Source organism: Dietzia timorensis (genome assembly GCF_001659785.1).
Taxonomy (GTDB): domain Bacteria; phylum Actinomycetota; class Actinomycetes; order Mycobacteriales; family Mycobacteriaceae; genus Dietzia; species Dietzia timorensis.
Map to the genome: position 1 here is coordinate 2,172,053 of NZ_CP015961.1, position 23,061 is coordinate 2,195,113.

At 64.7% G+C, this 23,061-nt stretch carries 15 protein-coding genes; 4 read left to right on the forward strand and 11 right to left on the reverse strand.

The window, feature by feature from the left end:
* Window positions 1–99: 99 nt before the first annotated feature.
* From BJL86_RS09975 to BJL86_RS09990, 4 genes are read right to left on the reverse strand one after another with little or no spacing between them, the layout of a single operon-like run.
* Entirely contained in the window at window positions 100–2,721 is a 2,622-nt protein-coding gene (locus BJL86_RS09975) for an AAA family ATPase (RefSeq protein WP_067472005.1), read from the reverse strand.
* Complete coding sequence (locus BJL86_RS09980) at window positions 2,718–3,875, reverse strand: metallophosphoesterase family protein (RefSeq protein WP_197487524.1); 1,158 nt, start codon at window positions 3,873–3,875, stop codon at window positions 2,718–2,720. Before BJL86_RS09980 ends, BJL86_RS09975 begins: the two co-directional genes overlap by 4 nt.
* A 40-nt stretch (window positions 3,876–3,915) precedes the next feature.
* Window positions 3,916–4,695: an SWIM zinc finger family protein gene (locus tag BJL86_RS09985; RefSeq protein ID WP_067472002.1), complete on the reverse strand. Its 780-nt coding sequence runs from the start codon at window positions 4,693–4,695 to the stop codon at window positions 3,916–3,918.
* Window positions 4,692–7,619, reverse strand: coding sequence for a DEAD/DEAH box helicase (locus BJL86_RS09990; RefSeq protein WP_231887120.1), 2,928 nt, complete (start codon window positions 7,617–7,619; stop codon window positions 4,692–4,694). The genes BJL86_RS09985 and BJL86_RS09990 overlap by 4 nt, the downstream gene beginning before the upstream one ends.
* Before the next feature lie 99 nt (window positions 7,620–7,718).
* On the opposite strand from BJL86_RS09990, the gene BJL86_RS09995 reads away from it, so the two are divergent.
* The gene (locus BJL86_RS09995) at window positions 7,719–8,522 is read left to right on the forward strand and encodes an HNH endonuclease family protein (RefSeq protein ID WP_082908341.1); all 804 of its coding nucleotides are present in this window, start codon (window positions 7,719–7,721) and stop codon (window positions 8,520–8,522) included.
* A gap of 38 nt (window positions 8,523–8,560) precedes the next feature.
* Here BJL86_RS09995 and BJL86_RS10000 read toward each other — a convergent pair whose 3' ends face one another.
* The 7 genes from BJL86_RS10000 to BJL86_RS10025 form a co-directional block, all read right to left on the reverse strand.
* Window positions 8,561–9,559, reverse strand: coding sequence for an IS481 family transposase (locus tag BJL86_RS10000; protein WP_083657671.1), 999 nt, complete (start codon window positions 9,557–9,559; stop codon window positions 8,561–8,563).
* 116 nt (window positions 9,560–9,675) lie between these two features.
* Window positions 9,676–11,547 carry a DEAD/DEAH box helicase gene (locus BJL86_RS10005; protein ID WP_067472291.1) on the reverse strand — a complete coding sequence of 624 codons (1,872 nt, stop codon included), beginning with the start codon at window positions 11,545–11,547 and terminating at the stop codon, window positions 9,676–9,678.
* A 41-nt stretch (window positions 11,548–11,588) separates the two neighbouring features.
* Window positions 11,589–11,726: a hypothetical protein gene (locus BJL86_RS17130; RefSeq protein WP_156515220.1), complete on the reverse strand. Its 138-nt coding sequence runs from the start codon at window positions 11,724–11,726 to the stop codon at window positions 11,589–11,591.
* Window positions 11,726–12,955, reverse strand: a complete 1,230-nt coding sequence (locus BJL86_RS10010; RefSeq protein WP_067472294.1) for an MFS transporter — start codon at window positions 12,953–12,955, stop codon at window positions 11,726–11,728. Before BJL86_RS10010 ends, BJL86_RS17130 begins: the two co-directional genes overlap by 1 nt.
* A gap of 74 nt (window positions 12,956–13,029) precedes the next feature.
* On the reverse strand, window positions 13,030–14,370 hold the full coding sequence (locus BJL86_RS10015; protein WP_067472296.1) for a M20/M25/M40 family metallo-hydrolase: 1,341 nt from the start codon (window positions 14,368–14,370) through the stop codon (window positions 13,030–13,032).
* Complete coding sequence (locus tag BJL86_RS10020) at window positions 14,370–15,554, reverse strand: type III PLP-dependent enzyme domain-containing protein (RefSeq protein WP_067472328.1); 1,185 nt, start codon at window positions 15,552–15,554, stop codon at window positions 14,370–14,372. Before BJL86_RS10020 ends, BJL86_RS10015 begins: the two co-directional genes overlap by 1 nt.
* Before the next feature lie 129 nt (window positions 15,555–15,683).
* Complete coding sequence (locus tag BJL86_RS10025; RefSeq protein WP_067472299.1) at window positions 15,684–16,316, reverse strand: TetR/AcrR family transcriptional regulator; 633 nt, start codon at window positions 16,314–16,316, stop codon at window positions 15,684–15,686.
* A gap of 146 nt (window positions 16,317–16,462) precedes the next feature.
* On the opposite strand from BJL86_RS10025, the gene BJL86_RS10030 reads away from it, so the two are divergent.
* From BJL86_RS10030 to BJL86_RS10040, 3 genes are all read left to right on the forward strand, one after another.
* Complete coding sequence (locus BJL86_RS10030; protein WP_067472302.1) at window positions 16,463–17,791, forward strand: D-arabinono-1,4-lactone oxidase; 1,329 nt, start codon at window positions 16,463–16,465, stop codon at window positions 17,789–17,791.
* Window positions 17,792–17,945: 154 nt separating this feature from the next.
* Window positions 17,946–18,728 carry a hypothetical protein gene (locus tag BJL86_RS10035; RefSeq protein WP_067472304.1) on the forward strand — a complete coding sequence of 261 codons (783 nt, stop codon included), beginning with the start codon at window positions 17,946–17,948 and terminating at the stop codon, window positions 18,726–18,728.
* A gap of 533 nt (window positions 18,729–19,261) precedes the next feature.
* Complete coding sequence (locus BJL86_RS10040; protein WP_067472331.1) at window positions 19,262–22,975, forward strand: multifunctional oxoglutarate decarboxylase/oxoglutarate dehydrogenase thiamine pyrophosphate-binding subunit/dihydrolipoyllysine-residue succinyltransferase subunit; 3,714 nt, start codon at window positions 19,262–19,264, stop codon at window positions 22,973–22,975.
* Window positions 22,976–23,061: the final 86 nt, after the last annotated feature.

Genomic DNA, 23,061 nt, shown 5'->3' on the forward strand with positions numbered 1-23,061 from the left:
CTGTTCAATAGTCCTATCAGGAAGAACTAGTTGCTACTCAAATCACGATTGGGTGGTCTTCTCATGAGTCTCAGCGTGTACTTTCAGGCGTCCAGGAGTTCACGACATGGAGTGTTGTGTCGCGTCGCCAATCGCGTCGAATCTCGCTTCGTCACAGGTGAGGATGATGACTTGGGACTTTTTCCCGGCCTCGGTGAGTACCGCCGCCATCGCCTGTCGGCGCTGTGGGTCGGTGAACCCCATTGTGTCGTCGAGAAATATGGGCACGGTGGCGTCCCCGACGAGTTCGGCACACACGAGTCGTGTGAGCAAGCCGAACTGTTCTTTCGCCCCGCCTGAAAGCTGATCGAAACCCACCGTCGCACCGTCGAGCTTTCGTTCTTTGACGACGAGATGCTCATCCAGCGACACATCGAAGTCTGCTCCGAAAACGAGCTTGCCGTACCGCACCAAGCGTTCGCGCAGCGGCGCGGAATACCGCGAAATCAACTGCTGCCTATGGGAATCAAGTGTGGTCAAGAGCAGGTCTGCCGCGTTTGCCCGGGCCTGCATCGAATCGCACCGTTGCTGAACCTCACGCAAGGCGATTTCGGCATTGTCCTTCTTGGTGGCGTAGCCCTGTTCGCTCTTGGCCTTGATGTCCGCATTGAGCTCGTTGTATTGACGAATGAGGTCGTCGAGCACCTGCTGATGGCGCTTGAGCGCTTGCCTCGTGGTTTCGAGATCGTGCAGTTGTGCTTCTCGCTTGGCTTCGTCCAGGTTTTCCGCGATCCCTTCGCCCTCACCAGCTAGATCGTCGACGGACTTCTTCGCGGCTTCGAATGCCGCTTCCAACGCGTGGTCGGTCACGGTATCGCGCGCGTCCTTCAGTGAAGCCTCGGACCTATCGTGGGCGTCCCGCAGCTCCGCGAGCGATTCGCGATACGACGCAGCTTTGCTACGCGCCTCGGCGTCTCGAATTCTCGCCTGGTTAACGATCCCAGCAGCACCGGCGAGCTCACTATCTGCCTGCTCACGTTCGATTTCCGCTTCGGCAAGCTGGGTTTTGGCTTTGCCGAGCACATCGTCATCGTCGCGTGAGTCGCTGTTCTCGATATCGTCGCTCAGCTCCGCCAGCTTTGCTTCAAGATCGGATATGCGTTCGCGATTTTCTTCGGCGGTGCTTTCTCCCAGCGCGGACTCTCGCTGCCCTGTGCTTTCGGCAATAGCGGTATTGAGACCGCCCAGCTTCTTGAGATCGTCTTCCGCGTCGTCTATCGAGTCATAGTCGCGGTCTGCCAGCAGCTCTTCGAATGCTTTTCTGGCGGCATCGAACCGTTCTTTTGCCTCGGCCGCGTTCTTCGGTGGCACCACCGACACCGTCACCTCGCCGATCTCCAGACGCACCGGATCCTCGGCATAAGCGGACCATCCCTTCGAAGCATCGATGGTGTAGCCATCGATTAACGCCTCTCCCCTGCCTTCGACGGAGACGAGCGAGGAACCGGCCTTCAATCCCGCATCGGCCTCGCGCATGGAAGAGCGAGCGGACCGAAGCCGCTCGATATAGGATTCGTCCGCCTTGATTAGCCGCTTCTGAGCGTTGAGCTCGTTGATGCGGTTGGTGAGCTCTTCTACCTTGTCGCGTCTCGTCTTCCGAGACGCAAGCTCCTTGCGCACCTCGACTTCTTCGATGCGCCGGCGTGCGTCCGACACCTTTGTCGTGCTCGCGCGTGCTTTCGCCTCGGCAGCCGCGTGCGCTTTCGTCGCGCTGCCGAGATCCGCCTTGGCCGATTCTTCCTCCCTCAGCGCTGAGTCGTGAGCTTCGGCCGTACGTTCAACGTGGGCTCGGCTCGAGTCCACGGACTCGGCGAGCTCGCGCCTCCGGTCCCGTGCATGTTCTGAGTTATCGAGCTGCGCCTGGGCTAGCTGCGAGCGCTGTGCGAATTCTTCGTGGGCGCGTTGCGCCTTGTCCAGGAGCGAGGCCTTCTCTTCCGCCACGACAAGCGCCTTTTTACGATCGTCGATCATGCGCTGCTTCTCGCTCCGTTTTGCGGCAGCGTCGGAGAGTTTGTCGATATCGGCTTCCAATGCCTCGGCTGCTGAGCGTGCGACCTCGAACTCCGCGGTGAGTTCTGCAACCTCGTCGTGGAGCTTTCGCAACTCTCCGATCGGAGCTCCATTCTTGCCGAGATACTGGTCGCGTTCTGCCTTGACCTGAAGAAACAGCGAATCATCGGCGGCAGACAAGGTGTCTCCGGCTTCGGAGTCTAAAGCTTGTTTCAGCGAGCTTATTTCGTCTACCGCGTTGAGCTGCGTCGACTCTTGATCCTGCCGGAGGCTGAGCTTCTCCCACAGCTTGATATTCGCGGAGTCCTCGAGCTTGGCCAAGACGTATTCGTGGGCCTCGTCGTCTCGCAGCGCAGACTTCACCTGAGAGAGGAACTCAAGGCTCGTCTCTGCCTTCGATAGATACGTCTTGCTGTACCGAATACGTTCTTTACCGATCGACATCTCAGCAGAAATCGAAATCGGGGAATCGGCTCCCACGCGAACCGATTCCTTGAGAGCGCGTGGCTTGGACTTGGATTTCGTATTGATAAGCAGACGAAACGCCTCGAACACGGACGTCTTGCCCGACTCGTTGCGTCCTTCGATAAGCGTGATTCCGGTTTCCCCGAACTCGATGGTCTCGCGCTCGATGGCCTTGTAGTTCTCGATGGTCAGCGAATGCAGAATCATGACTCAGCCTCCGCTCGGGACAAGCGATACAGCAGGCCAAGGGCGTCTTCGGCTGTACGTGCATCCGCGCCGCCGGCGATGGACATTTCGGTGAGGTCTTCGGCGGCATCGCGTGCATAACCGGAGAACAAGTCCGAGATGTCGTCGAACTCCGGTCGACGCACCAGCGTCGATGCCTTGCGCACACGCACATTGGCGAACAGTTCCGCGTAGTCCTCGACGAGCTGGTCTAGGTTGCGACCGAGTTCCAGGGATACGGTCCCGTTGAGGGTGAGCTTCACGATGGTCTTCTCTTTGTCCCCGGTTCCATCCAACCGGGACTTGAGCAATTCCAGGTCGCCCTCGGAATCGAGGTCGGCGTCGATGCGCATCATTTTCCACGAGCCCGTGCGAAACGCCTCCACCGAACAATCGTCACTGTCGATCTCGACGAGCAGCGCCTGCCCGGAGTCTTTTTCCCGGTCGTCGAAAGCAGTCACTTCCGGTGCGCCTGAATACCAGATGCGCCCGGTCGTACCGAGCTCGGTAACCGAGTGCCGGTCCCCCAGCGCGACGTAGTGGACCGCGCCCGAGGTGATGAGCCTTTCCATGCCGGCAATCGAGAACTGCCCATCGTCTTCGTCATCTTCGTCCGATCCGGAGAACACCAAGTCGGTACCTCCGTGGAGGGCGAGAATCCGAATTCCTTCGTCGCCGCTGGTCGAGAACTTCCCGCCAAGTTCCTCTAGGTCCGCCGGGAGCGGATATTTCGACACCACGGGCAGCCCGACGATCTCGACGCCCTCGCGCACCTGCACCGGCTCAATCGACTCGATGACGTGCACGTTCGACGGACGATAGTTCTTGAAAGTCTTTGACTCGTACACCGTGCCGGCCGAGAACAGGTCGTGGTTCCCCGGAAGGATATACACAGGGATTTGTGTCTCCCCGAGCACCGACAACGCGCGCATTACATACTGCGTGGCTACCGTATTGTCGTCGAACACGTCGCCGGCAGCCAGGATGAAGTCCACGCCCTCTTCCTCGGCACGAGCAACGATTGCACGCACGGAATCCATGCGGGCATCGTCGAAGCTGGAGTGCCTCTCCCCGAGGACGTGGCGCTTCATCCCGAGCTGCCAGTCGGCGGTGTGAACGAACTTCACTGTGGACATGGCGCCCACCTTAGTAACCGCCTCCGACATTGTGGCCCTCCTACTTCTCCGGCGGTTCGGGAACATCACCCAGCGAGTGGTACAGGTCCTCCAGATCCGACAAGATGGCCAGAGTCGCCAGCGTGTTTCCGTGCGCTACAGCGTTGGCGAACGCTCTCGCACTCGCCCCGTCGAGCAGATCGGATACGGAACCGGATGGCTCGGGTGGAGGCGGTAGCTGCGGGTCCGCGTCCCAAAAAGGTATGACGTCGGACGTGCCGCCCGCACCCGGGCGCGGCGTCCGCCGTCGTGCCCCACCGTTTCCGGCTCGCGGAGGATATCCGCGCATCCGGAAAAGGTCCTGCGGGCTCTTGTCGAGCCTTTCCACCAGAACGCAGGCCACGGCGATTGCATGTAGACAGGGGCCCGGCTGGTCGGGGCAGGAACACGAATGCCGCGTCTGTCCGTCGACTGCCGGAAGCAACACGGTGGCGAGTGCGTCGTCGATGCTTCCGGCGAGCGCCGCTGCCAATCCGACCTTGGTGAGCTCACCTTCGATCACGGGCACGTCGCCCGGGTCGGGCGGCGGAAAATCGAAGGTGACCTCGAACGGGCTCGGCTGGGACCCCTGTACGTGCGCCACCACCTTCTGCCAGCCAATTTGAACGTCCAGTACCCACCGATTGCGTGCTGCGGATCGACCGCTGGTGATCGCGCTGCGAGTTGCCCTGGCCTCTAGGTCGGCTATCCAGCGCCGGGACCACTGATGCTCACCGAAATCGCCGGTCTTGGTGGCGACGGGGACGCCGGAGCCTTCCTGCCCGCGGAACAAAGTACTCATCGCCGGGCCTTTCGTTGTGCCTTCAACGGGGGCTGCGGAGTAGTCGATTGCAGAAAGGCATCGCGTGCCGATTCCGAGTCCTCGCGCAACGCCACAAGATCCATGAGCGCATCATCGGACAGCGCCGTCACACCGAGCGATCCCACGGTTATCTCCTGGAGTCCCTGCTTGTGGTCGAGGACGTCGGCGATGCGTTCCTCAACCGTTCCGGGCGCAACAAGCGTGTACACGTTGACGTCGCGCTCTTGACCGATACGGTGCACACGGTCGGTGGCCTGGTCCTCGACCGCGGGGTTCCACCATCGATCGAGGTGGACGACATGGTTCGCCGCCGTGAGAGTGAGGCCTGTACCGCCGGCTCTGAGGGAGGCGAGAAAAATCGGCGGTCCATCCGGGTCCTGGAAGCGCTCGACCATCCGCGCACGTTCCTTCGCCGAAGAGGTGCCGGAGAGGAACGGGATTGGCTCCCCCGCTCGCCGCCCTAGAAACGGCAAGATCATCTCCCCGAAGGTGCGGTATTGCGTGAAGACGAGGACCTTTTCCCCTGCGTCGCCGGCAGTGGTGAGAATCTCGTCGAGGGCCTCGAGTTTCCCGGAGCGGTGCTCGCCGCCGCGGAGGAGCGCCGATCCGTCGGCCGCGTAGAGGGCCGGATGGTCGCATACCTGCTTGAGCGCTGTGAGGCCGGAGAGGATTGCGCCTTTTCGGCCACCGTCGGAGGCGTCTTTGACGTCTTCCATCATGTTCTTCACGACGGCGGTGTAGAGCGCTGCTTGCTCCGAGGTGAGGTACGAATCCACGCGGTGTTCGAGCTTCGCCGGAAGCTCGACGATCCCTGGATCCGACTTCGTTCTGCGCAGCAGGAATGGGGCGGCGAGGGCAACGAGTCGGCTCGCTGTGTCGGTGTCTGCGCTGGTCTCGATCGGAGTCGAGAACCGCGAGCGGAACACCTCCGCGGATCCGAACATTCCGGGGTTACAAAAGTCGAGGATCGCCCGCATGTCTTCGAGCCGGTTCTCTACAGGTGTACCGGTGAGCGCGACACGGTGTCGGGCGGGGAGGCGGCGTAGCGATTTAGCAGCTTGGGTGTCGACGTTTTTCACTGTCTGGGCTTCGTCGATGACGATGCGCTGGAAACTCACTGCTTCGAATGTGGCGAGATCCCTGACGATGGTGCCATACGTCGTCAGCACCACGTCGCTGTGCCTCATGGCTTCGCTCGCGGTGGTGGTGTCTGCGCGCTCCGGGCCGTGGTGAATCATCACCTCGAGGTCCGGCGCGAACTTCAGGGCCTCTAGTTGCCAGTTCCGTACGAGTGACAGCGGGGCCACGACCAGCGACGGCCTCGCGCGAGTGTCGCGAGAAAGCCGGTTGCGTTCAAGCGATTCGAGGGCGAGAACCTGCACCGTCTTTCCGAGCCCCATATCGTCCGCGAGGACGGCTCCGAGGCCCGCCGCGGCCATGCCAGCGAGCCACCGCACGCCATCGGCCTGGTAATCGCGCAACGTCGCCCGGAACGAGGACGGAATGTCGCCGAGAACGTCTTTCGGTTCCGGTATCTTCCACTCCAACGTGTCCGGCGCTGTGATGGCAACGCCTTCGGCCTCGGGGCTGAGCATGTTCGTTACGAACTCGCCGAGGGCGTGCTGCGTTCCGTCGCCGTCCGAATTCTTGTCCTCCTCCGCTCGCCCGCGCGCCTTTTCTAGGAATGCGGATGCCCGCCTGAGGGCTTCGCTGTCCGCGCGCACCCAGCGCCCCCGAAGCTGGACGAGGTCGCTCGACGCAGCGACCATTTTCTGCAGCTCGACCTCATCGACCGGTTCCCCGCCGACGAGCACCTCCCATCTGACCTCTCCGAGCTGCTGCACACCGAGCCTGGCCTCCGATTCGACCGCGGCGACGGTCGGTGTCGCGCGTACCTCGGTGCGCACCCGCGTCCAAGCACGGGGCAGGAGGACCTCGATACCGCGCTCCTGCAGCGCGGCGGCGCCCCGCTCGACGAGTTCGACGATCGACTCCGCCGGAACCAGGAAGTCCACGCCGCCGGGAGCGGTCTCCGCCTCGGCGAGAGCGGGAAACGCGATCTTGGCGGTGTCGAGTATGCCGACGAGCACCGGCGCGACGAGTTCGGGATCATCAAGCGCATCGAAGGGACGAATACCATCGGCACCGAGGCGCACCAGCACCTGGATGCGCCAGAGCTCCTCCGTGGGTTCGAGGACGCGGAACACCACGTGAATATTGGCGGCCCCAGCCTGTGTGGCGAAGTCGCGAGAACGGGCGACCATCGAGTGCGAGCCCGCGACGGCGTTGTCCGTGGTGTCGACGAGCGCCTTGATGAAGCTCGGCATCGAGGGGCGCATGGAAAGGCGTCTGCGGGTTTCTGCATCCGCGATCCAGTCGGCGAAGGCGGCGACCTCGTCGTGCTCCATCGTACTCAGAAGGCGGGAAACCGAGCCCAGCCACGAGAGTATCTCGGGGCTGCGGAGCAGCTCCCAACGCGCGACGAACTCGTCTTCGTAGGAGACGACCGGAACGACCTGGGCCTGGGAGACGAGTTCGCGGACGCCGGCAGCGATCTGCGCGAACGCGCGGAGGTCCGGGCCGGCCCACCGGTCGGCGTCCTCGGCCGTCGCGTGGTCGAGGAGTTCGAGCGCAGATTCAGCGCGCAAGTACTTTCCCGGAACCTTCGCAAGGCGCCATACTCCCTTGACCGGGCCGCGTGCCTCTACCTTGTGGACGAGCCGAATACCTTCGATGATCTCGACCACGCGGGCGGGCGCACTCGAACCGGAAATCGCTGACGGATCTGCTACCGGGGCCACGGAGTCGGGCCGGCGGAGTCCGGTCTCGCACCACACGGCGAGCGCCCCTTTACCGAATACCCCGCGTAGACGATAGGACGGCCGTGGCTTCACCACAGGCACGCACCGGAGAAATCCACAGGGCCGATTTCGTCCACAGAAGCGATATCGATGTCGCCTTCGCGCGAGCGGAAACGGAGAGTTGCCGAATAGTCAGTGATCATGGACTCCCCTTTCTCCCGCCGCGTGCACTCTTCACACCATAGTGCCGCTCGTCTCCGACATTCCGCGGCACCTGAGTTCGCCGCGATCGTGCGGAGCGGGCGAAGGCTCGCGGGTTCGGTGTCGTGGGCGGCGGTCGCGATCGTGGTCGCATTGTGCCTCGCGGTGGCCGCCGTGCTCCACGGCCCGGCGGAGGAGGCGGTGCCCGGCTCTCCGAGCATGTCCGACGTCATAAGTGCGATCGATTCGGTGTCCGAGGTCTTCGACCGGCCTGATGTCCCGGGGTATGGCAGGGACTGTCCGGGGCCGTGTTCTTTCGGTCGGGCGTGGTCGGATGCGACGGAGGCGCCGGGCGGCGGGAACGGGTGCTCGACGCGCGAGGACGTGTTGGCGCGCGATATCCGGGGCGCCGAGCGGGTGCCTGGTGAGCATTGCGCGCGAACGGGTGGCGTGTTGGTGGATCCGTATTCGGGAGAGGAGCTTGTGCTGGCGGGCACATATCAGTCGGTGCATATCGATCACGTGTACGCGCTGTCGGCGGCGTGGGACATGGGTGCTCACGCGTGGCCACAGGAAAAGCGCGAGCGTTTCGCGAACGATGTCGACGCGAATCTTCTGGCGGTCGCCGGGCACGCGAACATGGCCAAGGGCGATGCGTTGCCGAGCGGGTGGATGCCCGTGGAGCCGTGGCAGTGTTTCTATGCGTGGCGCGTCGCGGTAGCCGCCTCTACATATGACTTACCGCTCACCAGCGCGGACCTGAAGCAGCTGCGCGAGAGTGCGCGGAGCTGCCCAGACGGCTGATGAGCGGTAGGTGCGGAGCCTGCGGGGTTTCGCCCGGCCTAGCTGTGATGTCTAGGGAGGTTGGTCAGTCGGGTGACTGGGGGCTGGCCTCCTATAGCGGAATGTGCTCGGTGATGATTGTAGAAGTGCATCCACTCGGGCAGGGCTGCGTTGCGCTGTGCGGTTGACGAGTAGAACTGGGCGTAGGCCCAGCCGTCGGACAATGTGCGGTGGAAACGCTCGATCTTGCCGTTGGTCTGGGGCCGGTAGGGACGTGTGCGCTTGTGCTTGATACCCAGGTCAGCACATGCATCTCGCCAGGTGTGGGCGCGGTAACACGAGCCGTTGTCGGAAAGAACTCGTTCGACCACGACGCCTCGTTCGGCAAACCACGCACTCGCTCGGCGCAGGACCTCGATCGCGGTCTCGGCCTTCTCATCAGAGCAGATCTCGGCGTAGGCGACCCGGGAGTGGTCATCGATCACCGTGTGGACGTAGGCGGTGCCGATTCGGGGGCGGTAATCCTTCCCACGTTCGCCCGTTCGATGCGCTGTTGCTAGCGAATTCTGCTGGCCCTGCTTGCGACCGACGAACTTGTGTCCGCCGCCGTCGGGGATGTTGCCGAACTTGGTGACGTCGACGTGGATCATTGAGCCTGGATAGGGGTGCTCGTAACGGCGCAGCGGCTCCCCAGTGACGCGGTCGATGTAGGTGAGTCGGTTGATCCGGCATCGCGCCAGCACCGCATGTACGGTCGAGGCAGGCACGCCGAGCCGGCCAGCGATCTGGACCGGTCCGAGCCGCTTGCGCCAGCGCAGCGCCACGATCCGACGCACGACTGACTGCGGTGTCTTGTTCGGGCTACGGCGAGGACGCGAGCTGCGATCTGCCATTCCCGAGGCGCCTTCGGCCCGGTATCTATCAGCCCACTTTCTCGCTGTGCGCGGCGCGACCATGAACATTTTCGCTACCGCTGAATACGTCCAATGGTCCTCGACGACCAACTTCGCCAGCCGCAATCGTGTGCGTGGCGTCAAGACAGCGTTAGCGTGGGACATGAAGACCTCCGGGACGTGAAGCGGTGAACTAGACAGCTCCACTCCACTACCGGAGGTCTTCCCTTGTCACCCCAACTCACCGCCCAGCAGCGGTACAACCTCCCCGGACATCACACCTAGCGGAAGTTGCGGCGGTCGCCGCGGCGGTTATTGTTGCCGCGGAACCCGCCTTTGCCGCGATCGCCCCGATCTCCGCGGTCACCGCGATCGCCGCCGGAGCGGTGGGAGCCGGGACGCCCCGACGGCGGTCCGGCATCCGGCCGGATATCGATCGCCTGGCCGGACACGACGATGTCCTTCATCTGGTCGATGTCGCCCGAGGTGAGGTGTGAGGGAAGCTCGACGAGGGTGTGGTCGAAACGGATCTGGATCCGCCCGATGTCCGAGCCCTTGAGTCCCGCCTCATTGGCGAGGGCGCCCATGATCGAGCCGGGCTTGACCCCCGAACGCTTGCCGACGGCGATGCGGTACATCGAGAAATTGCCACCGGAATCGCGGCGGTTATCGCGGCGCGGTCCCCGGTCGCCTCGGTCGTCGAAGTCGCGGCGCGGTCCCCGGTCGCCGCGATCGCCCCGATCGTTGCGACGCTGCTTCGGCTGCTCCTTCATAAGGAACTCGTCGGAGTTGCGCGACTGGGTCGCGAGCGCGGCGGCGATGTCCTCCATGGGCACGGAGTGCTCGGAGGCATACTGCTCGACGAGGCGGCGGAAAAGCGCGAGGTTCGAGTCCTGCAGCGACTCGGTGATCGACTCGGCGAACTTCGTCATGCGCATCTCGTTGACGTCGTCGACCGAGGGGAGCTGAATCTCCTGCAGCGACTGGCGGGTGGCGCGCTCGATCTGCGAGAGCAGGCGGCGCTCACGGGGCGTGACGAACAGCAGGGCGTGGCCGCTGCGCCCCGCGCGACCGGTACGCCCGATCCGGTGGACGTAGGACTCGACGTCGTGCGGGATGTCGTAGTTGACGACGTGGCTGATGCGGGGCACGTCGAGTCCACGGGCGGCGACGTCGGTCGCGACGAGGATATCGATGCGGCCGTCCTTGAGCTGGTCGATCGTGCGCTCGCGGAGGTTCTGCGGGATATCACCGTTAATCGGCGCGGCCGAGAAGCCGCGGGCGCGCAGACGCTCGGCGAGCTCCTCGGTCGCCTGCTTCGTGCGCACGAACATGATCATCGCGTCGAAGTCCTCGACCTCGAGCACGCGGGTGAGTGCATCGAGCTTGTCGCGGTGCTGGACGATGACGTAGCGCTGCTCAATCGTCGACGCGGTGGCGGTCTTCGACTTGACCTTCACCTCCGCCGGATCGGTGAGGTACTGCTGAGAGATGCGGCGGATCCCGTTGGGCATGGTCGCCGAGAACAGCGCTACCTGGGTGGCCTCCGGGGTGTCCTCGAGGACGCGTTCGACGTCCTCCTGGAAGCCCATCGTGAGCATCTCGTCGGCCTCGTCGAGCACGAGGTGGCGTAGGCCCGAAAGGTCGAGGGTGCCCTTTTCGAGGTGATCGATCACGCGGCCCGGTGTGCCGACGATGATCTGTGCGCCGCGGCGCAGCCCCGACAGTTGGATGCCGTAGGCCTGGCCGCCGTAGATCGGCAGGATATTGACGCCGTTGAGCTTGGAGGAATAGGTGACGAAGGCCTCGGCGACCTGGAGCGCGAGCTCACGGGTCGGCGCCAAGACCAGTGCCTGCGGGGCACGCAGGTCGTGATCGATGAGCGAGAGGATCGGCAGTGCGAACGCGGCCGTCTTACCGGTGCCGGTCTGCGCGAGGCCCACGACGTCACGCCCCGAAAGGATCAGCGGGATCGTCGCTTCCTGAATCGCCGACGGCGACTCGTAACCGACCGAGGTGACGGCGTCGAGAACCTTGGGATGCAGGTCCATCTCCGCAAAGGTAGGGCCTTCGCTCTTCTTCTCCTCAGGCGCCGCCTCCGCGGCGGCGTTCGTCGAGTCGTTTGTGGCCGAATCGGCCTGGTCATTCTCCATGGAGGTCTCCGTTTCCGCGCCTCACTAACTGGAGGAGTGGATCACTGGCCGCACAATCGGCCGTATTGTTTCGTCAGGTTCTCGGCCGGATAGTCGGCCACGAGCGAATCGCCGGCCTCGGTACCGGAATCCGTGATTGGGTGGGCGTCGATCGTCCTCGAGCACGAAAAAGTGCTCATCAAAGACTTGAGTCTACGCCGCGACGCCCCGATTCTCTCGGCACGTTTGATGGGTCGTCTGATTCGTTCACCTCATCAGCGGTGACCCGATCGGCTGGCCGCACTGTAGGCAGGCCGAGCCATGCGATACCAACGATAACGCAAATCGCGCCCGCAGCCGCAAACGCCCAGTCATAACCCACTTTATCGACGATCAATCCCGCGGCAATCGGACCGGAAATCGTTCCCGCGTCCTGGACCATCTGGTAGCTGGCCATCACCTTTCCGCCGGATCGTTCCTTACCGATGACGTCGGCCACCACTGCTTGCTGGGCCGGGTTGAGAATTCCGCCGCCCATGCCCGCGATAACCGAGAGGGCGATGAACATCCACTCGTTGTGGACGAGTCCAAGCGTCCCGACGGTGACACCGGTGATGAGGAAGCCCACCACGATGAGCGGCTTGCGGCCGAGCGTATCCGCCAGGCGTCCGGCGAACAGTACGACCGTCGCGGTGCCGACGGCGAAGCACGCGAGCGAGATACCGGCAATGCGCGCGCCGTTGTCGAAGGCCTGCGCGGCGAACAGCGGAACGATGGCCACGCGCATGCCGAACGAACACCAGCCGTTGGCGAAAGCACCGGCCAGCGCGCCGACGTACCGGGCCTGCCGGATCGCCTCGGAGAAGAGCATCGGCGGCTGGGCGTCGTCCCCGGGCTGCCGGCGTCGTCCCTCGCGGAGGAAGATCGCCACCACTGCCGTCGCGATCAGGAGTGCGCCGGCATAGATGAAGAACGGAATCCGCATCCCGAGGGCCCCGAGGAGCCCGCCGAGTACCGGTCCGGCGATATTTCCGATGAGGAAGGCGGAAGCGTAGTAGCTCGACACCCTACCCCGCGCCTCGACCGGGGCGAGGCGGACGAGTAGGGCCGCTGCCGAGATCGTGAACATCGTCGAACCGAGTCCGCCGAGCCCACGGAAGATGAGCATCTGCCAATAGTCCTGCGCCAGTCCCGTCGCCAGGGTGGACAGTGCGACGATCACGAGACCGGTGAGATAGACCTTGCGCTCACCCAACCGGTCGATGAGGGTGCCACCGACGGGTGCGAAAATCAGTCGGCAGAACGCGAATGCGCTAACCACCACCGAGGCCGCGGTGACCGACACGTTGAACGATTGGGCGAACTGCGGAAGCACCGGAGCGACAAGCCCGAAACCGAGCGCGACCAGCAGCGCTCCTGCAATGAGCACCCAGAGATCTGCGGGGATTCTCGGTTCGCCACCGTGTGCGCCACCCGCGGGCGCCGATTTTCTACCCAAGGCCATCATGCAGTGCGGAGGATCCGTTCCAGTACTTGAACGCCGAATTCCAGAGCGCTCACGGGGACGCGCTCATCGACTGCGTGGAAGTGCCCGAAGACGTCGAAGTCATCCGGCACGCGTAGCGGAACGAAACCGTAGCCGTCGATGCCGAGTGTGGCCAAATGCTTGTTGTCGGTACTCGCGGGAAGCAGATACGGCACGACGACACCGTTCGGGTCGTAGTCGGCGATCGCGTCTCGGACGCGGTCGACGAGCGGGTCGTCGGCGGGCGCCGCGATAGGCGGAGTCCAACGCCACTGCACCTCCACGTCGTCACCGAGAAGCTCTTCGAGCGCCGGCCGGTACGTCTCCTCGCTTCCCGGGAGTACGCGACCATCGATGGCGCCGGTAGCTTCCGTGGGGATCACGTTGACCTTGTAGCCGGCGTCAGCCACCGTCACCGAGGCCGTGTTCGATAGCGATGCGCGGACCATCGCCTCCATGTGGCCGAGCTTGCCGAGGTTCCCCTGCAAGTCCGCCAATGACGTCGGAGTTCCGAGGATCTCCCCCACCTGCCGAGCCATTTCGGCCACAGATTCGGTGGGTTCGAGCGGGAAGTCGTGCTCGGCGACTCGGGCCATCGCACTCACCAGGCGGGCGACGGCGTTGTCGTCGGTAGGCATGGATGCGTGACCCGCGGTGCCCTTGGCGAGGAGTTCGGCCCACGCCACCCCCTTTTCGGCCGTGGCGATCGGGTAGAGCCGCTTGTCGCCAAGGGGAACTGAGAATCCGCCGACCTCGCTGATGGCGTGCGTTGCCCCCTCGAAAAGGTCCGGACGATTCTCGGCAAGCCACTTGGCGCCGTAGAAGCCCGCGTGCTCCTCGTCGGCGAAGAAGGCGAGTATCAGCGGACGCCGGGGCGTGATCCCGCCCCGGCGCATCGCCCGGACAGAGGCGAGGATCATGCCGAGCATGTCCTTCATGTCCACGGCCCCGCGCCCGTAGAGCCAACCATCGTGGATCTCTCCGGAGAACGGCGGCACCGACCAGTCGTCGGCGGCGGCCGGCACGACGTCGACGTGCCCATGGACCACCAGTGCGCCGGCATCAGGGTCGGCCCCGTCGACGCGTGCGACCAGCGATCCGCGGCCGGGCACGGATTCGACGAGCTCACTGGAGATGCCGACCTCGTCGAGGTATTCGGCGATGCGGCGGCACACGCGCGTCTCGCCATCTCCGATCGTGTCGAGGTTGCCCGTGTTCGTCGAGTCGATCCGGATGAGATCGGCGGTGATGTCCACGGCCTCGGCGATCATGGCGGCGGTATCGACTCCGCCCTCGTGCGCCTCGTTGCTCTTCGCCATTATCCGAAACACTTCCCTTCACCTCGGTACGTCGCCCACGTGTCGACCACGGCGGGCGTCCCGTCCACCGAATCTACTACCACGAACTCGGCGAAACGTTCCGCGAGCTCTCCGGCCTTTCCGTGGCGCAGCCACGCCCTCCCACCGATGGGCATCGGCGCGTCGATCGGGGTCTGCACCTCTCCAGCGCCTTCGCGGGAAGTGAAGGAGAATCCGGGGCGAACGGGCACAGGGAGCCGGTCGGCTCCGGGGGCGCCCGAGGCGATGTAGCCGCCGTAGAGCAGGGTCGACATCCCGGGCGCTGGAGAACGCACGGCGTCGAGGCCGAAGAACAGCGCCGGGCGCGGCGTAAAGGACTTGTAGTGGTCGAAGATTCCCGGGACGAAGAGGCCGGACCCGACTGTCACCTCCGTCACCGCCGGCGCGGATGCGGAGGCCTCGACGGAGCCGGTGCCCCCGGAGTTGAGGATCTCGGGCGCGCGTCCGGTAACCCGTTCGATCGCATTCGCAACCTCTTCGCGCAGCGGCGCGAGTCGACGCATCGACAACGCCTTGACCGGCCCGATACCGAACACGTTGTCCTGCACGCCCGCGACCTGCGCCTCGTAGAACATCGCCCCGACGACATCGTGCCCCCGGTCGGCGAGCGCACGGGCCAGCGCCTCGACCTCGTCCGCGGACCGCAAGGGCGAGCGGCGGGTGCCCAGATGGATGGGACCGAGGCGCAGGCTGCAGTCCACGTCGATACACATGCGCAGCCCGTGTGCGCCGGCCGCTTCGGCGATCTCGGCATGGGCGACGTCATCCACCATGAGCGTGATCGCGGCTTTCGCCTCCGGATCGTCGCCGAGGTGTGCGAGGGCCTGCCGGTCGGTCGTGGGATAGCCGAGCAGCACGTCCCGACACCCGCGCTCGACGAGCCACAGTGCCTCGCGTAGCGAGAACGCCATGACGCCGCGGATCTCGTCCCCTCCGGACAGGTCCTCCCCCAGCGCCAGCTCCAGAACCTTGCGCACCCGCACGGATTTCGAGGCGATGCGGACACGGGTGCCGCCCGCACGTCGCACGGTGTAGTCGAGGTTCGCCCTCAGGCTCGGAAGGTGGAGCGCCGCGAGCGGCGCCGGGAGGTCCGCGGTGGCGAGCTCGACGTCGTCCATCGCGGCATCGAGCGCGCGCATCGACATCGTCCCCCGCGAGTTCTGCCGGGACTTTCCGAACGCCATGAAGATTCCGTCCTCCCCGAAGAGTGAATCCCTCCGCCGCATACACCGCGGCGCGAGAGGTCTGCCTGGGAGCGAATCTACCTGCCTGGGCTATTCGGCAGCCGGACGTGCGCTGTCGACCACGGCCTTGATGCCGATTTCCATGCTTCGGGTGAACGAATCATCGTCCCGGTCGATCAACCACCGCAGCACGGCTCCGTCGAGTATCGCCCCGGTTGCGCGAACGATCGCCGGAAAATCGTCCCAATCCATCTGGGACGATTCCCCTGCGCGCCGCAACACCATCTCGACCAGCTCGTCGTATCCGCGGTACTGGTCGAGCGCGAGGTTGTCCTTCTCCGGTGGCCGGAGCCGGATCGAATACGCGGCGATCTCGTAGGTGAGCAGCTGCCTGTCCGGGGAGGAGCTGATCACCCTCCACTGCAGATTCAATGCCTCGTGCACGAGTTCTTCCAGCGCAGCGGGCCCGGTCTCCCCCGAGCTCAGATCCAGGTTGAGGAAGGCGCGCGTTGCGGCGGCGAGTTCCTCGTTGGCAGCACCGATGACGTTGTCGACCAGCTCGTCCTTGTCCACGAAGCAGTAGTGGACAACGCCAAGCGACACGCCCGCCCGCTCGGCGACCGCACGAATGGTGAGTGCGCCGAGCCCCTGTTCTTCTGTGATCCGTATGGCCGCGTCGAGCAACTGTGCTCGGCGTTTGTCGGCGGGGAGACGTTTTGACACGTAGCCACTATAAAACGCCGGTCGACGCCGCCGTGGCGCTTTGCATATGAGTGCCCGGACCGGGATTACGAACAATTCGAACAAGCGACCAATTGCCCGCCGTTTCTGACCACGGATCGCCCCTTCGGTGATTTATAGTTGCGCCCATGACTGAAGCGACGTGGCGCAATTGGGGACGCACCGTGGAGTCGACTCCCACCGAGTCCGTCTTTCCGACCACTACGGCCGAGATCGCCCGCATCGTCCAGCGCGCTGCGGACTCGGGAACCTCCCTCAAGACCGTCGGCGCCGGCCATTCGTTCTCCGCCTGCGCCGCGACGGAAGGAATCCAGCTCAGCCTCGATAACCTCGCCGGCGTCAAGGCGGTCACGCCGGTGTATGGACCGGACGGGGAGCCGGCGGGCGCCGACGTCACACTGTGGGCGGGCACCCGCCTTCGCGATGCCGGCCCACTGCTCTGGGAGCTCGGCCTCGCGCAGGAGAATCTCGGCGACATCGATGAGCAGTCCATCGCGGGATCGATCTCCACCGGCACCCACGGAACGGGCGCGGGATTCGGCAGCATCCACACCACGGTCACGGCGCTACAGATCGTTACCGGCACCGGCGAGATACTGGACTGCGATGCGCAGCAGAATCCGGAGCTCTTCGCCGCCGCGAGAGTCTCCCTCGGCGCGCTCGGCGTTTTGTCCTGCGTGACTGTGCGCTGCGTTCCCGCGTTCGCCCTGGAGTCGACCGAGCGCCCCAGCACGCTCGACGAGGTCACCGGCGACCTCGAGGGATTCCTGCGCGACGGGGACCACGTCGAGTTCTTCTGGTTTCCCCACACCGACCTCATCGAGGTAAAGCAGAACACACGCATACCGGCGAGTTCCGAGCTGCGCCCGAAGAGCGCCTTCGCCCTCAAGCGCGGCGAGTTGCTGACGAACAACGCCTTCGGAATGTTGTGCCGCACCGTCGCCCGACGCCCGGGCCTGACCAAGCACGCCAACGCGATCTCGGGCAGGCTCATGGGCAAGTCCACGTATTCGGACAGGTCCTACAAGGTGTTCAGCTCGACCCGCAACGTGCGCTTTCGGGAGATCGAGTACGGCGTGCCCATCGCCGATGCGGCCGAGGTCCTCGCCGAGCTGCGCTCGTTCTTCGATGCCGCCGAGTTCCCGACCCCCTTCCCGATCGAGGTGCGCGCGGTGCGCGCAGATGATGCGCCGCTATCCTCGGCCCACGGCCGCGACTCGGTGTACTTCAGCGTGCACCAGTACGTGGGCATGGACGCCGAGCCCATCTTCGACCACGTCGAGTCCGTCTTCCGTGCCGCAGGCGGACGCCCGCACTGGGGCAAGATGCACAGCCTTACCGTCGACGAGCTCTCTCGCCTGTACCCGCGGTACGACGATTTCGTCGCCGTCCGCGATTCGGTCGATCCGGAGCGTGTATTCCGCAACGAATACACCGAGAAGGTGCTTCCCGCTTAGTAAGTCACCCCGGGGTATGACGCCGGAGGTAATTGTCGCAATTGCCTCCACATCCCGCCGACCCAGTAATATCGGCAGGGCCCGCGCGTGATCATTCGAGAACGCCCAGCGATGAGCGTGCGCCCGCCTGTTGGGCGCACAAGGACGGTGAACAATGGCTTGGCCACGTAAGAATTCCGATCGGTCCGCAGATGCCCCGTCCGGCAGTGACGGAGAGCTCTCGGCCTACCGCGAACTGGAGTTGGCCAATCCGGAGGGCCGTGTGCGCCTCGCCGAGCGTTGGCTGCGCCGCGCCCTGGACAGGGCCGTAGATGTGCAGACCGCGCCTGCGCAGGCATATGTACGCCGCCTGCGCAACTCCCACCCGGACGAGTCACCGGCGCAGGTTGCCGAGCGCCTGGACAAGAACCTCGTGCGCGCGGTGGGCACGGCGGGCACGGCCGCCGGCGCGACGGCCACCGTCCCCGGTATCGGCACGCTCGCCTCGTTCGGCGCTATCGGCGCCGACGCCGTCGCTTTCCTCGAGGCGGTCACCTTCCACACGATCGCCAAGGCCACCGTCTACGGAGTCGACGTCTCGCGCCGCGACCAGCGCGAGCTCCTCGTGTCGATCATCCTGCTGGGCTCGACCGGCAACGCGATCGTCGAGCGCGCGGCCCACGGACGCAAGGGCAAATCCGTCGCGCGCAAGGCCACTGAGCTCCCCGAGCTCGGGCGAATCAACTCGATCGTGTTCAACAAACTCGTTCGCGGGTTCGTCTTCAAGCGGCTCAAGGGGTCGTTCGCGAAGATCCTTCCCGCCGGCATCGGCGCTGTGCTCGGCGGCTGGGGCAACGTGAAGGCCGGAAAGCTCATGGTCTCCCGCTCAAAGGAAGCCTTCGGCGTTCCACCGACGACGTGGCCTTCCACCCCCGAATTGGAAACGGCCAAGAAGTAGCGGCACCTCCGACGTCATATGTGGGTCGTGCCGTTCCGGAGAAGCCGGGGCGTCGTCCGTGGGTAGCCCCGCGGGACCCGATGCATTTGGTTCGAACATGTTCGGCGCCCTCTGCTCGAGGGCGCCGAACGTGTATGCGGGGCGAATCCCCGTGCTCTTACCGCACTCGGGATCGTTACTGAAACATGTTCTCGCGAGGACGCGAAGGCAGTACCGCGCGGCGCGCCGAGTGCCTGAAACCGCGGCGGGTTCCCGGCGCGCCGACTAGCCTTGAGCACGGATGTGCCGAATACCCGGAAAACGGGTAGAACGAAGGATGTCGGAGGTTCGCCCCTGCCCGCATGGCACTACCGTGCGCCGGGGGCGAAACATTGGGCCCGGCGCCCTCTCCACCAGCAACAATAGAAACGTGGCTGTATTTAGGCGCGGTGGGACCCACCGAGCGCGAATAGGTAGAAAAACAAGGAAGGCAGTTTTCGGTCGTGAGCGTACAAGACTCGCAGTTCGGACAAAACCAATGGCTCGTGGACGAGATGTACGAGCGATTCCGTAGCGACCCGGATTCTGTCGACGCCAGCTGGCACGAGTATTTCGAGAAGAACGGCGCCCCCTCCGCCCCGAGCGTCTCGGGCGGGGACGAGAAGGCGCCGGCCGCGGAGAAGAAGCCCACTCAGGCCGAGAAGAAGCCCGCCGCGAAGAAGGCGCCGTCCGCGAAGTCGGACAAGCCCGCGACGAAGGCCGCCTCGTCTCAGCCCCCGGCTTCGGACGATGCCGAGTCGAAGGCTTCGCAGAAGAACGAGCGCCCACGCAGCGACGCGGACCGAGCCAAGCGCAGCTCTTCGGCGATGCTGCCGGACGTGCCCGACTTCCAGCCGCCGGCCGAGCCGGAGAACAAGGTCCTTCGCGGCGCCGCGAACGCGATCGTGAAGAACATGACCAAGTCGCTGGAAATCCCGACGGCGACGTCGGTCCGCGCAGTTCCGGCGAAGTTGATGATCGACAACCGTGTCGTGATCAACAACCACCTCAAGCGCACGCACGGCGGAAAGATCTCCTTCACGCACCTCATCGGCTACGCGATGGTGCAGGCCGTCAAGGCCCACCCGTCGATGAACAATCACTTCGCCGAGGTCGACGGCAAGCCGAACATGGTGACCCCGTCGGGCATCAATCTCGGACTGGCGATCGACCTGGTGAACAAGGACGGTTCGCGCACTCTCGTCGTCGCGGCCATCAAGAACACCGAGCGGATGAACTTCCGCGAGTTCCTCGATGCGTACGAGGACATTGTCAAGCGCGCACGCGTGGGCAAGCTGGGCATGGACGACTTCTCCGGCGTGACGATCTCGCTCACCAACCCGGGCGGTATCGGCACGGTGCACTCGATGCCCCGCCTGACCGCTAATCAGGGCACGATTCTCGGCGTCGGCGCGATGGAGTACCCGGCCGAATTCCAGGGCGCTTCGGAGGAGAAGCTCGCCGATCAAGGCATCGGCAAGATCACCACTCTCACCTCGACGTACGACCACCGGATCATCCAGGGCGCCGAATCGGGGGAGTTCCTTCGCGAGATCCACCGTCTGCTTCTCGACGATTCGTTCTACGACGTCATCTTCTCGGCTCTACGCATCCCGTACGAGCCGGTCCGTTGGCGCCGCGACATCACCGATCCGCGCGTGGACAAGGACGCCCGCGTCCTCGAGCTCATCGCCGCGTACCGCAATCGCGGCCACCTCATGGCGGATGTCGACCCGCTCGACGGCATGCACGCCTTCAACCGCCGCGAGGTGCATCCAGACCTCGACGTCAACACCCACGAGCTCACGCTGTGGGACCTCGACCGCAAGTTCTCCGTCGGCGGCTTCGTCGGCAAGGACAAGATGAAGCTCCGGGACGTGCTCTCGGTGCTGCGCGCGGCGTACTGCCGCAAGATCGGTATCGAGTACACCCACATCATCGAGAACGAGCAGAGGATGTGGCTGCAGGAGCGCCTGGAGGGAGTCAACGACAAACCCACCAACGCCGAGCAGAAGTACATCCTGAGCCAGGTCAACGCCGCCGAGGCTTTCGAGACCTTCCTGCAGACCAAGTACGTCGGCCAGAAGCGCTTCTCGCTAGAGGGCGCCGAATCCGTCATCCCGATGATGGACGCGGTCATCGACCAGGCCGCCGATTACAGCCTCGACGAGGTCGTCATCGGAATGCCGCACCGCGGCCGACTCAACGTTCTCGCCAACATCGTCGGCAAGCCCTACGGCGCGATCTTCACCGAGTTCGAGGGCAACATGGATCCGTCCGCTGCCCACGGTTCGGGCGACGTCAAGTACCACCTCGGTGCGAGCGGAACGCACTACCAGATGTTCGGCGACAACGAGATCACGGTCTCGCTTACCGCGAACCCCTCGCATCTCGAGGCCGTCGACCCGGTTCTCGAGGGCATCGTCCGCGCCAAGCAGGACGAGCTCCCGGCGGAACAGGCCGCGAACTTCCCGATCGTGCCGCTCATGTTGCACGGCGATGCTGCGTTCGCCGGGCAGGGTGTGGTCCCGGAGACGCTCAACCTCGCGCTCCTCGACGGCTACACCACCGGCGGCACTGTGCACATCGTGGTGAACAACCAGATCGGCTTCACCACCGCTCCCGAGTCGGGGCGTTCCAGCCAGTACGCGACCGATATCGCCAAGGGCTTCGGCGTGCCGATCTTCCACGTCAACGGCGACGATCCGGAGGCCTGCGTCCGCGTGGCGAAGCTCGCCATGGACTTCCGTCAGGAGTTCCACAAGGACGTCGTCATCGACCTGATCTGTTTCCGCCGCCGTGGGCACAACGAGGCCGACGATCCGTCGATGACCCAGCCGAAGATGTACGAGATCATCGACAACAAGCTGGGCGTCCGCGAGGTCTACACCCGCGATCTCGTCGGTCGTGGCGATATCACGGAAGCCGAGGCCGACACGGCGCTGCGCGACTTCCAGGGCCAGCTCGAGCAGGTGTTCAAGGAAGTCCGTGAGCTGGAGAAGCATGCGGTCAAGCCGTCGCGCTCGATCGAAGCGGAGCAGCCGCTGCCGTCGAGTCTCGTCACCGCCGTCGACGAGGACCTGATCCACGAGATCGGCGACGCCTTCGGCGTTCTGCCGGAGAGCTTCACCATCCACCAGCGCGTCAAGCCGGTATACGAGCATCGCCAGAAGATGGCCTACAACGGCGGTATCGACTGGGCGTTCGCCGAACTCCTCGCGATCGGCACGCTCGTGCAGGAGGGGCGCACGGTCCGCCTCGCCGGCCAGGACTCGCGCCGCGGCACGTTCACCCAGCGCCACGCTGTCGTCGTGGACAAGGAAGACTCGTCGGTCTACTCCCCGCTCGCCCACCTTCCCAGCGGCGAGGGCTCGTTCAACGTCTACAACTCGGCGCTCACCGAATATGCGGGGCTCGGCTTCGAGTACGGCTACTCCGTGGGCAACCCCGAGGCGCTGGTGCTGTGGGAGGCGCAGTTCGGCGACTTCGTCAACGGTGCGCAGACGATCATCGACGAGTACATCTCCTCCGGCGAGGCCAAGTGGGGACAGAAGTCTGCGGTCACGCTGCTACTTCCGCACGGCCACGAGGGCATGGGCCCGGACCACACCTCGGCCCGCCTCGAGCGATTCCTGCAGCTGTGCGCCGAGGGATCGATGACCGTCGCACAGCCCTCGACGCCGGCGAACTACTTCCACCTGCTTCGCCGGCACGCGAAGGGCATCGCCCGCCCGCTCATCGTCGCGACCCCGAAGTCGATGCTGCGTAACAAGAAGGCCGTCTCGCCGGTCGAGGACTTCACCTCGGGCAAGTTCCGCTCCGTCCTCGACGACCCGACCTTCACGGCGGGCTCGGGCAAGGATCCCGAGAAGGTCACCACCATGCTGTTGGTATCCGGAAAGCTCTACTACGAGCTCGCCGCCCGGCAGGAGAAGGAGGACCGCGACGATATCGCCGTCGTCCGTCTCGAGCAGCTGCATCCGGTGCCCTACCGCCGGCTCACCGACGCCCTCAAGCACTACCCGAACCTCAAGCAGGTCCGCTGGGTCCAGGAGGAGCCTGCCAACCAGGGCGCGTGGCCGTTCCTCGCGCTCGAGCTGCCCGAGGTAGTCGAGGGCTGGCCGCCGATGAAGCTCGTCTCCCGCCGCGCCATGGCCGCCACCTCCACCGGCCTGTCGAAGGTGCACGCCGTCGAGCAGAAGCAACTCGTCGACGAGGCGTTCGAATAGCCCGAGCCCCGGGGACTCAGGTCCCGCGGACGAGATCCGCCCCTCTCGCAGCAGCGCGCTGCGAGAGGGGCGGATCTTTTCTATGT

What these genes read in the sequence shown, in the direction of transcription:
- BJL86_RS10015 (WP_067472296.1), bottom strand. Translation starts at nt 14,370, where the DNA reads ATGGCGAAGAGCAACGAGGCGCACGAGGGCGGAGTCGATACCGCCGCC.
- BJL86_RS10040 (WP_067472331.1), top strand. Translation starts at nt 19,262, where the DNA reads ATGTACGAGCGATTCCGTAGCGACCCGGATTCTGTCGACGCCAGCTGG.
- BJL86_RS09995 (WP_082908341.1), top strand. Translation starts at nt 7,719, where the DNA reads ATGGACTCCCCTTTCTCCCGCCGCGTGCACTCTTCACACCATAGTGCC.
- BJL86_RS09985 (WP_067472002.1), bottom strand. Translation starts at nt 4,695, where the DNA reads ATGAGTACTTTGTTCCGCGGGCAGGAAGGCTCCGGCGTCCCCGTCGCC.
- BJL86_RS09980 (WP_197487524.1), bottom strand. Translation starts at nt 3,875, where the DNA reads ATGTCCACAGTGAAGTTCGTTCACACCGCCGACTGGCAGCTCGGGATG.
- BJL86_RS10035 (WP_067472304.1), top strand. Translation starts at nt 17,946, where the DNA reads ATGGCTTGGCCACGTAAGAATTCCGATCGGTCCGCAGATGCCCCGTCC.
- BJL86_RS09975 (WP_067472005.1), bottom strand. Translation starts at nt 2,721, where the DNA reads ATGATTCTGCATTCGCTGACCATCGAGAACTACAAGGCCATCGAGCGC.
- BJL86_RS10000 (WP_083657671.1), bottom strand. Translation starts at nt 9,559, where the DNA reads ATGTCCCACGCTAACGCTGTCTTGACGCCACGCACACGATTGCGGCTG.
- BJL86_RS10005 (WP_067472291.1), bottom strand. Translation starts at nt 11,547, where the DNA reads ATGGAGAATGACCAGGCCGATTCGGCCACAAACGACTCGACGAACGCC.
- BJL86_RS10030 (WP_067472302.1), top strand. Translation starts at nt 16,463, where the DNA reads ATGACTGAAGCGACGTGGCGCAATTGGGGACGCACCGTGGAGTCGACT.
- BJL86_RS17130 (WP_156515220.1), bottom strand. Translation starts at nt 11,726, where the DNA reads ATGAGCACTTTTTCGTGCTCGAGGACGATCGACGCCCACCCAATCACG.
- BJL86_RS10020 (WP_067472328.1), bottom strand. Translation starts at nt 15,554, where the DNA reads ATGTCGATGCGCGCGCTCGATGCCGCGATGGACGACGTCGAGCTCGCC.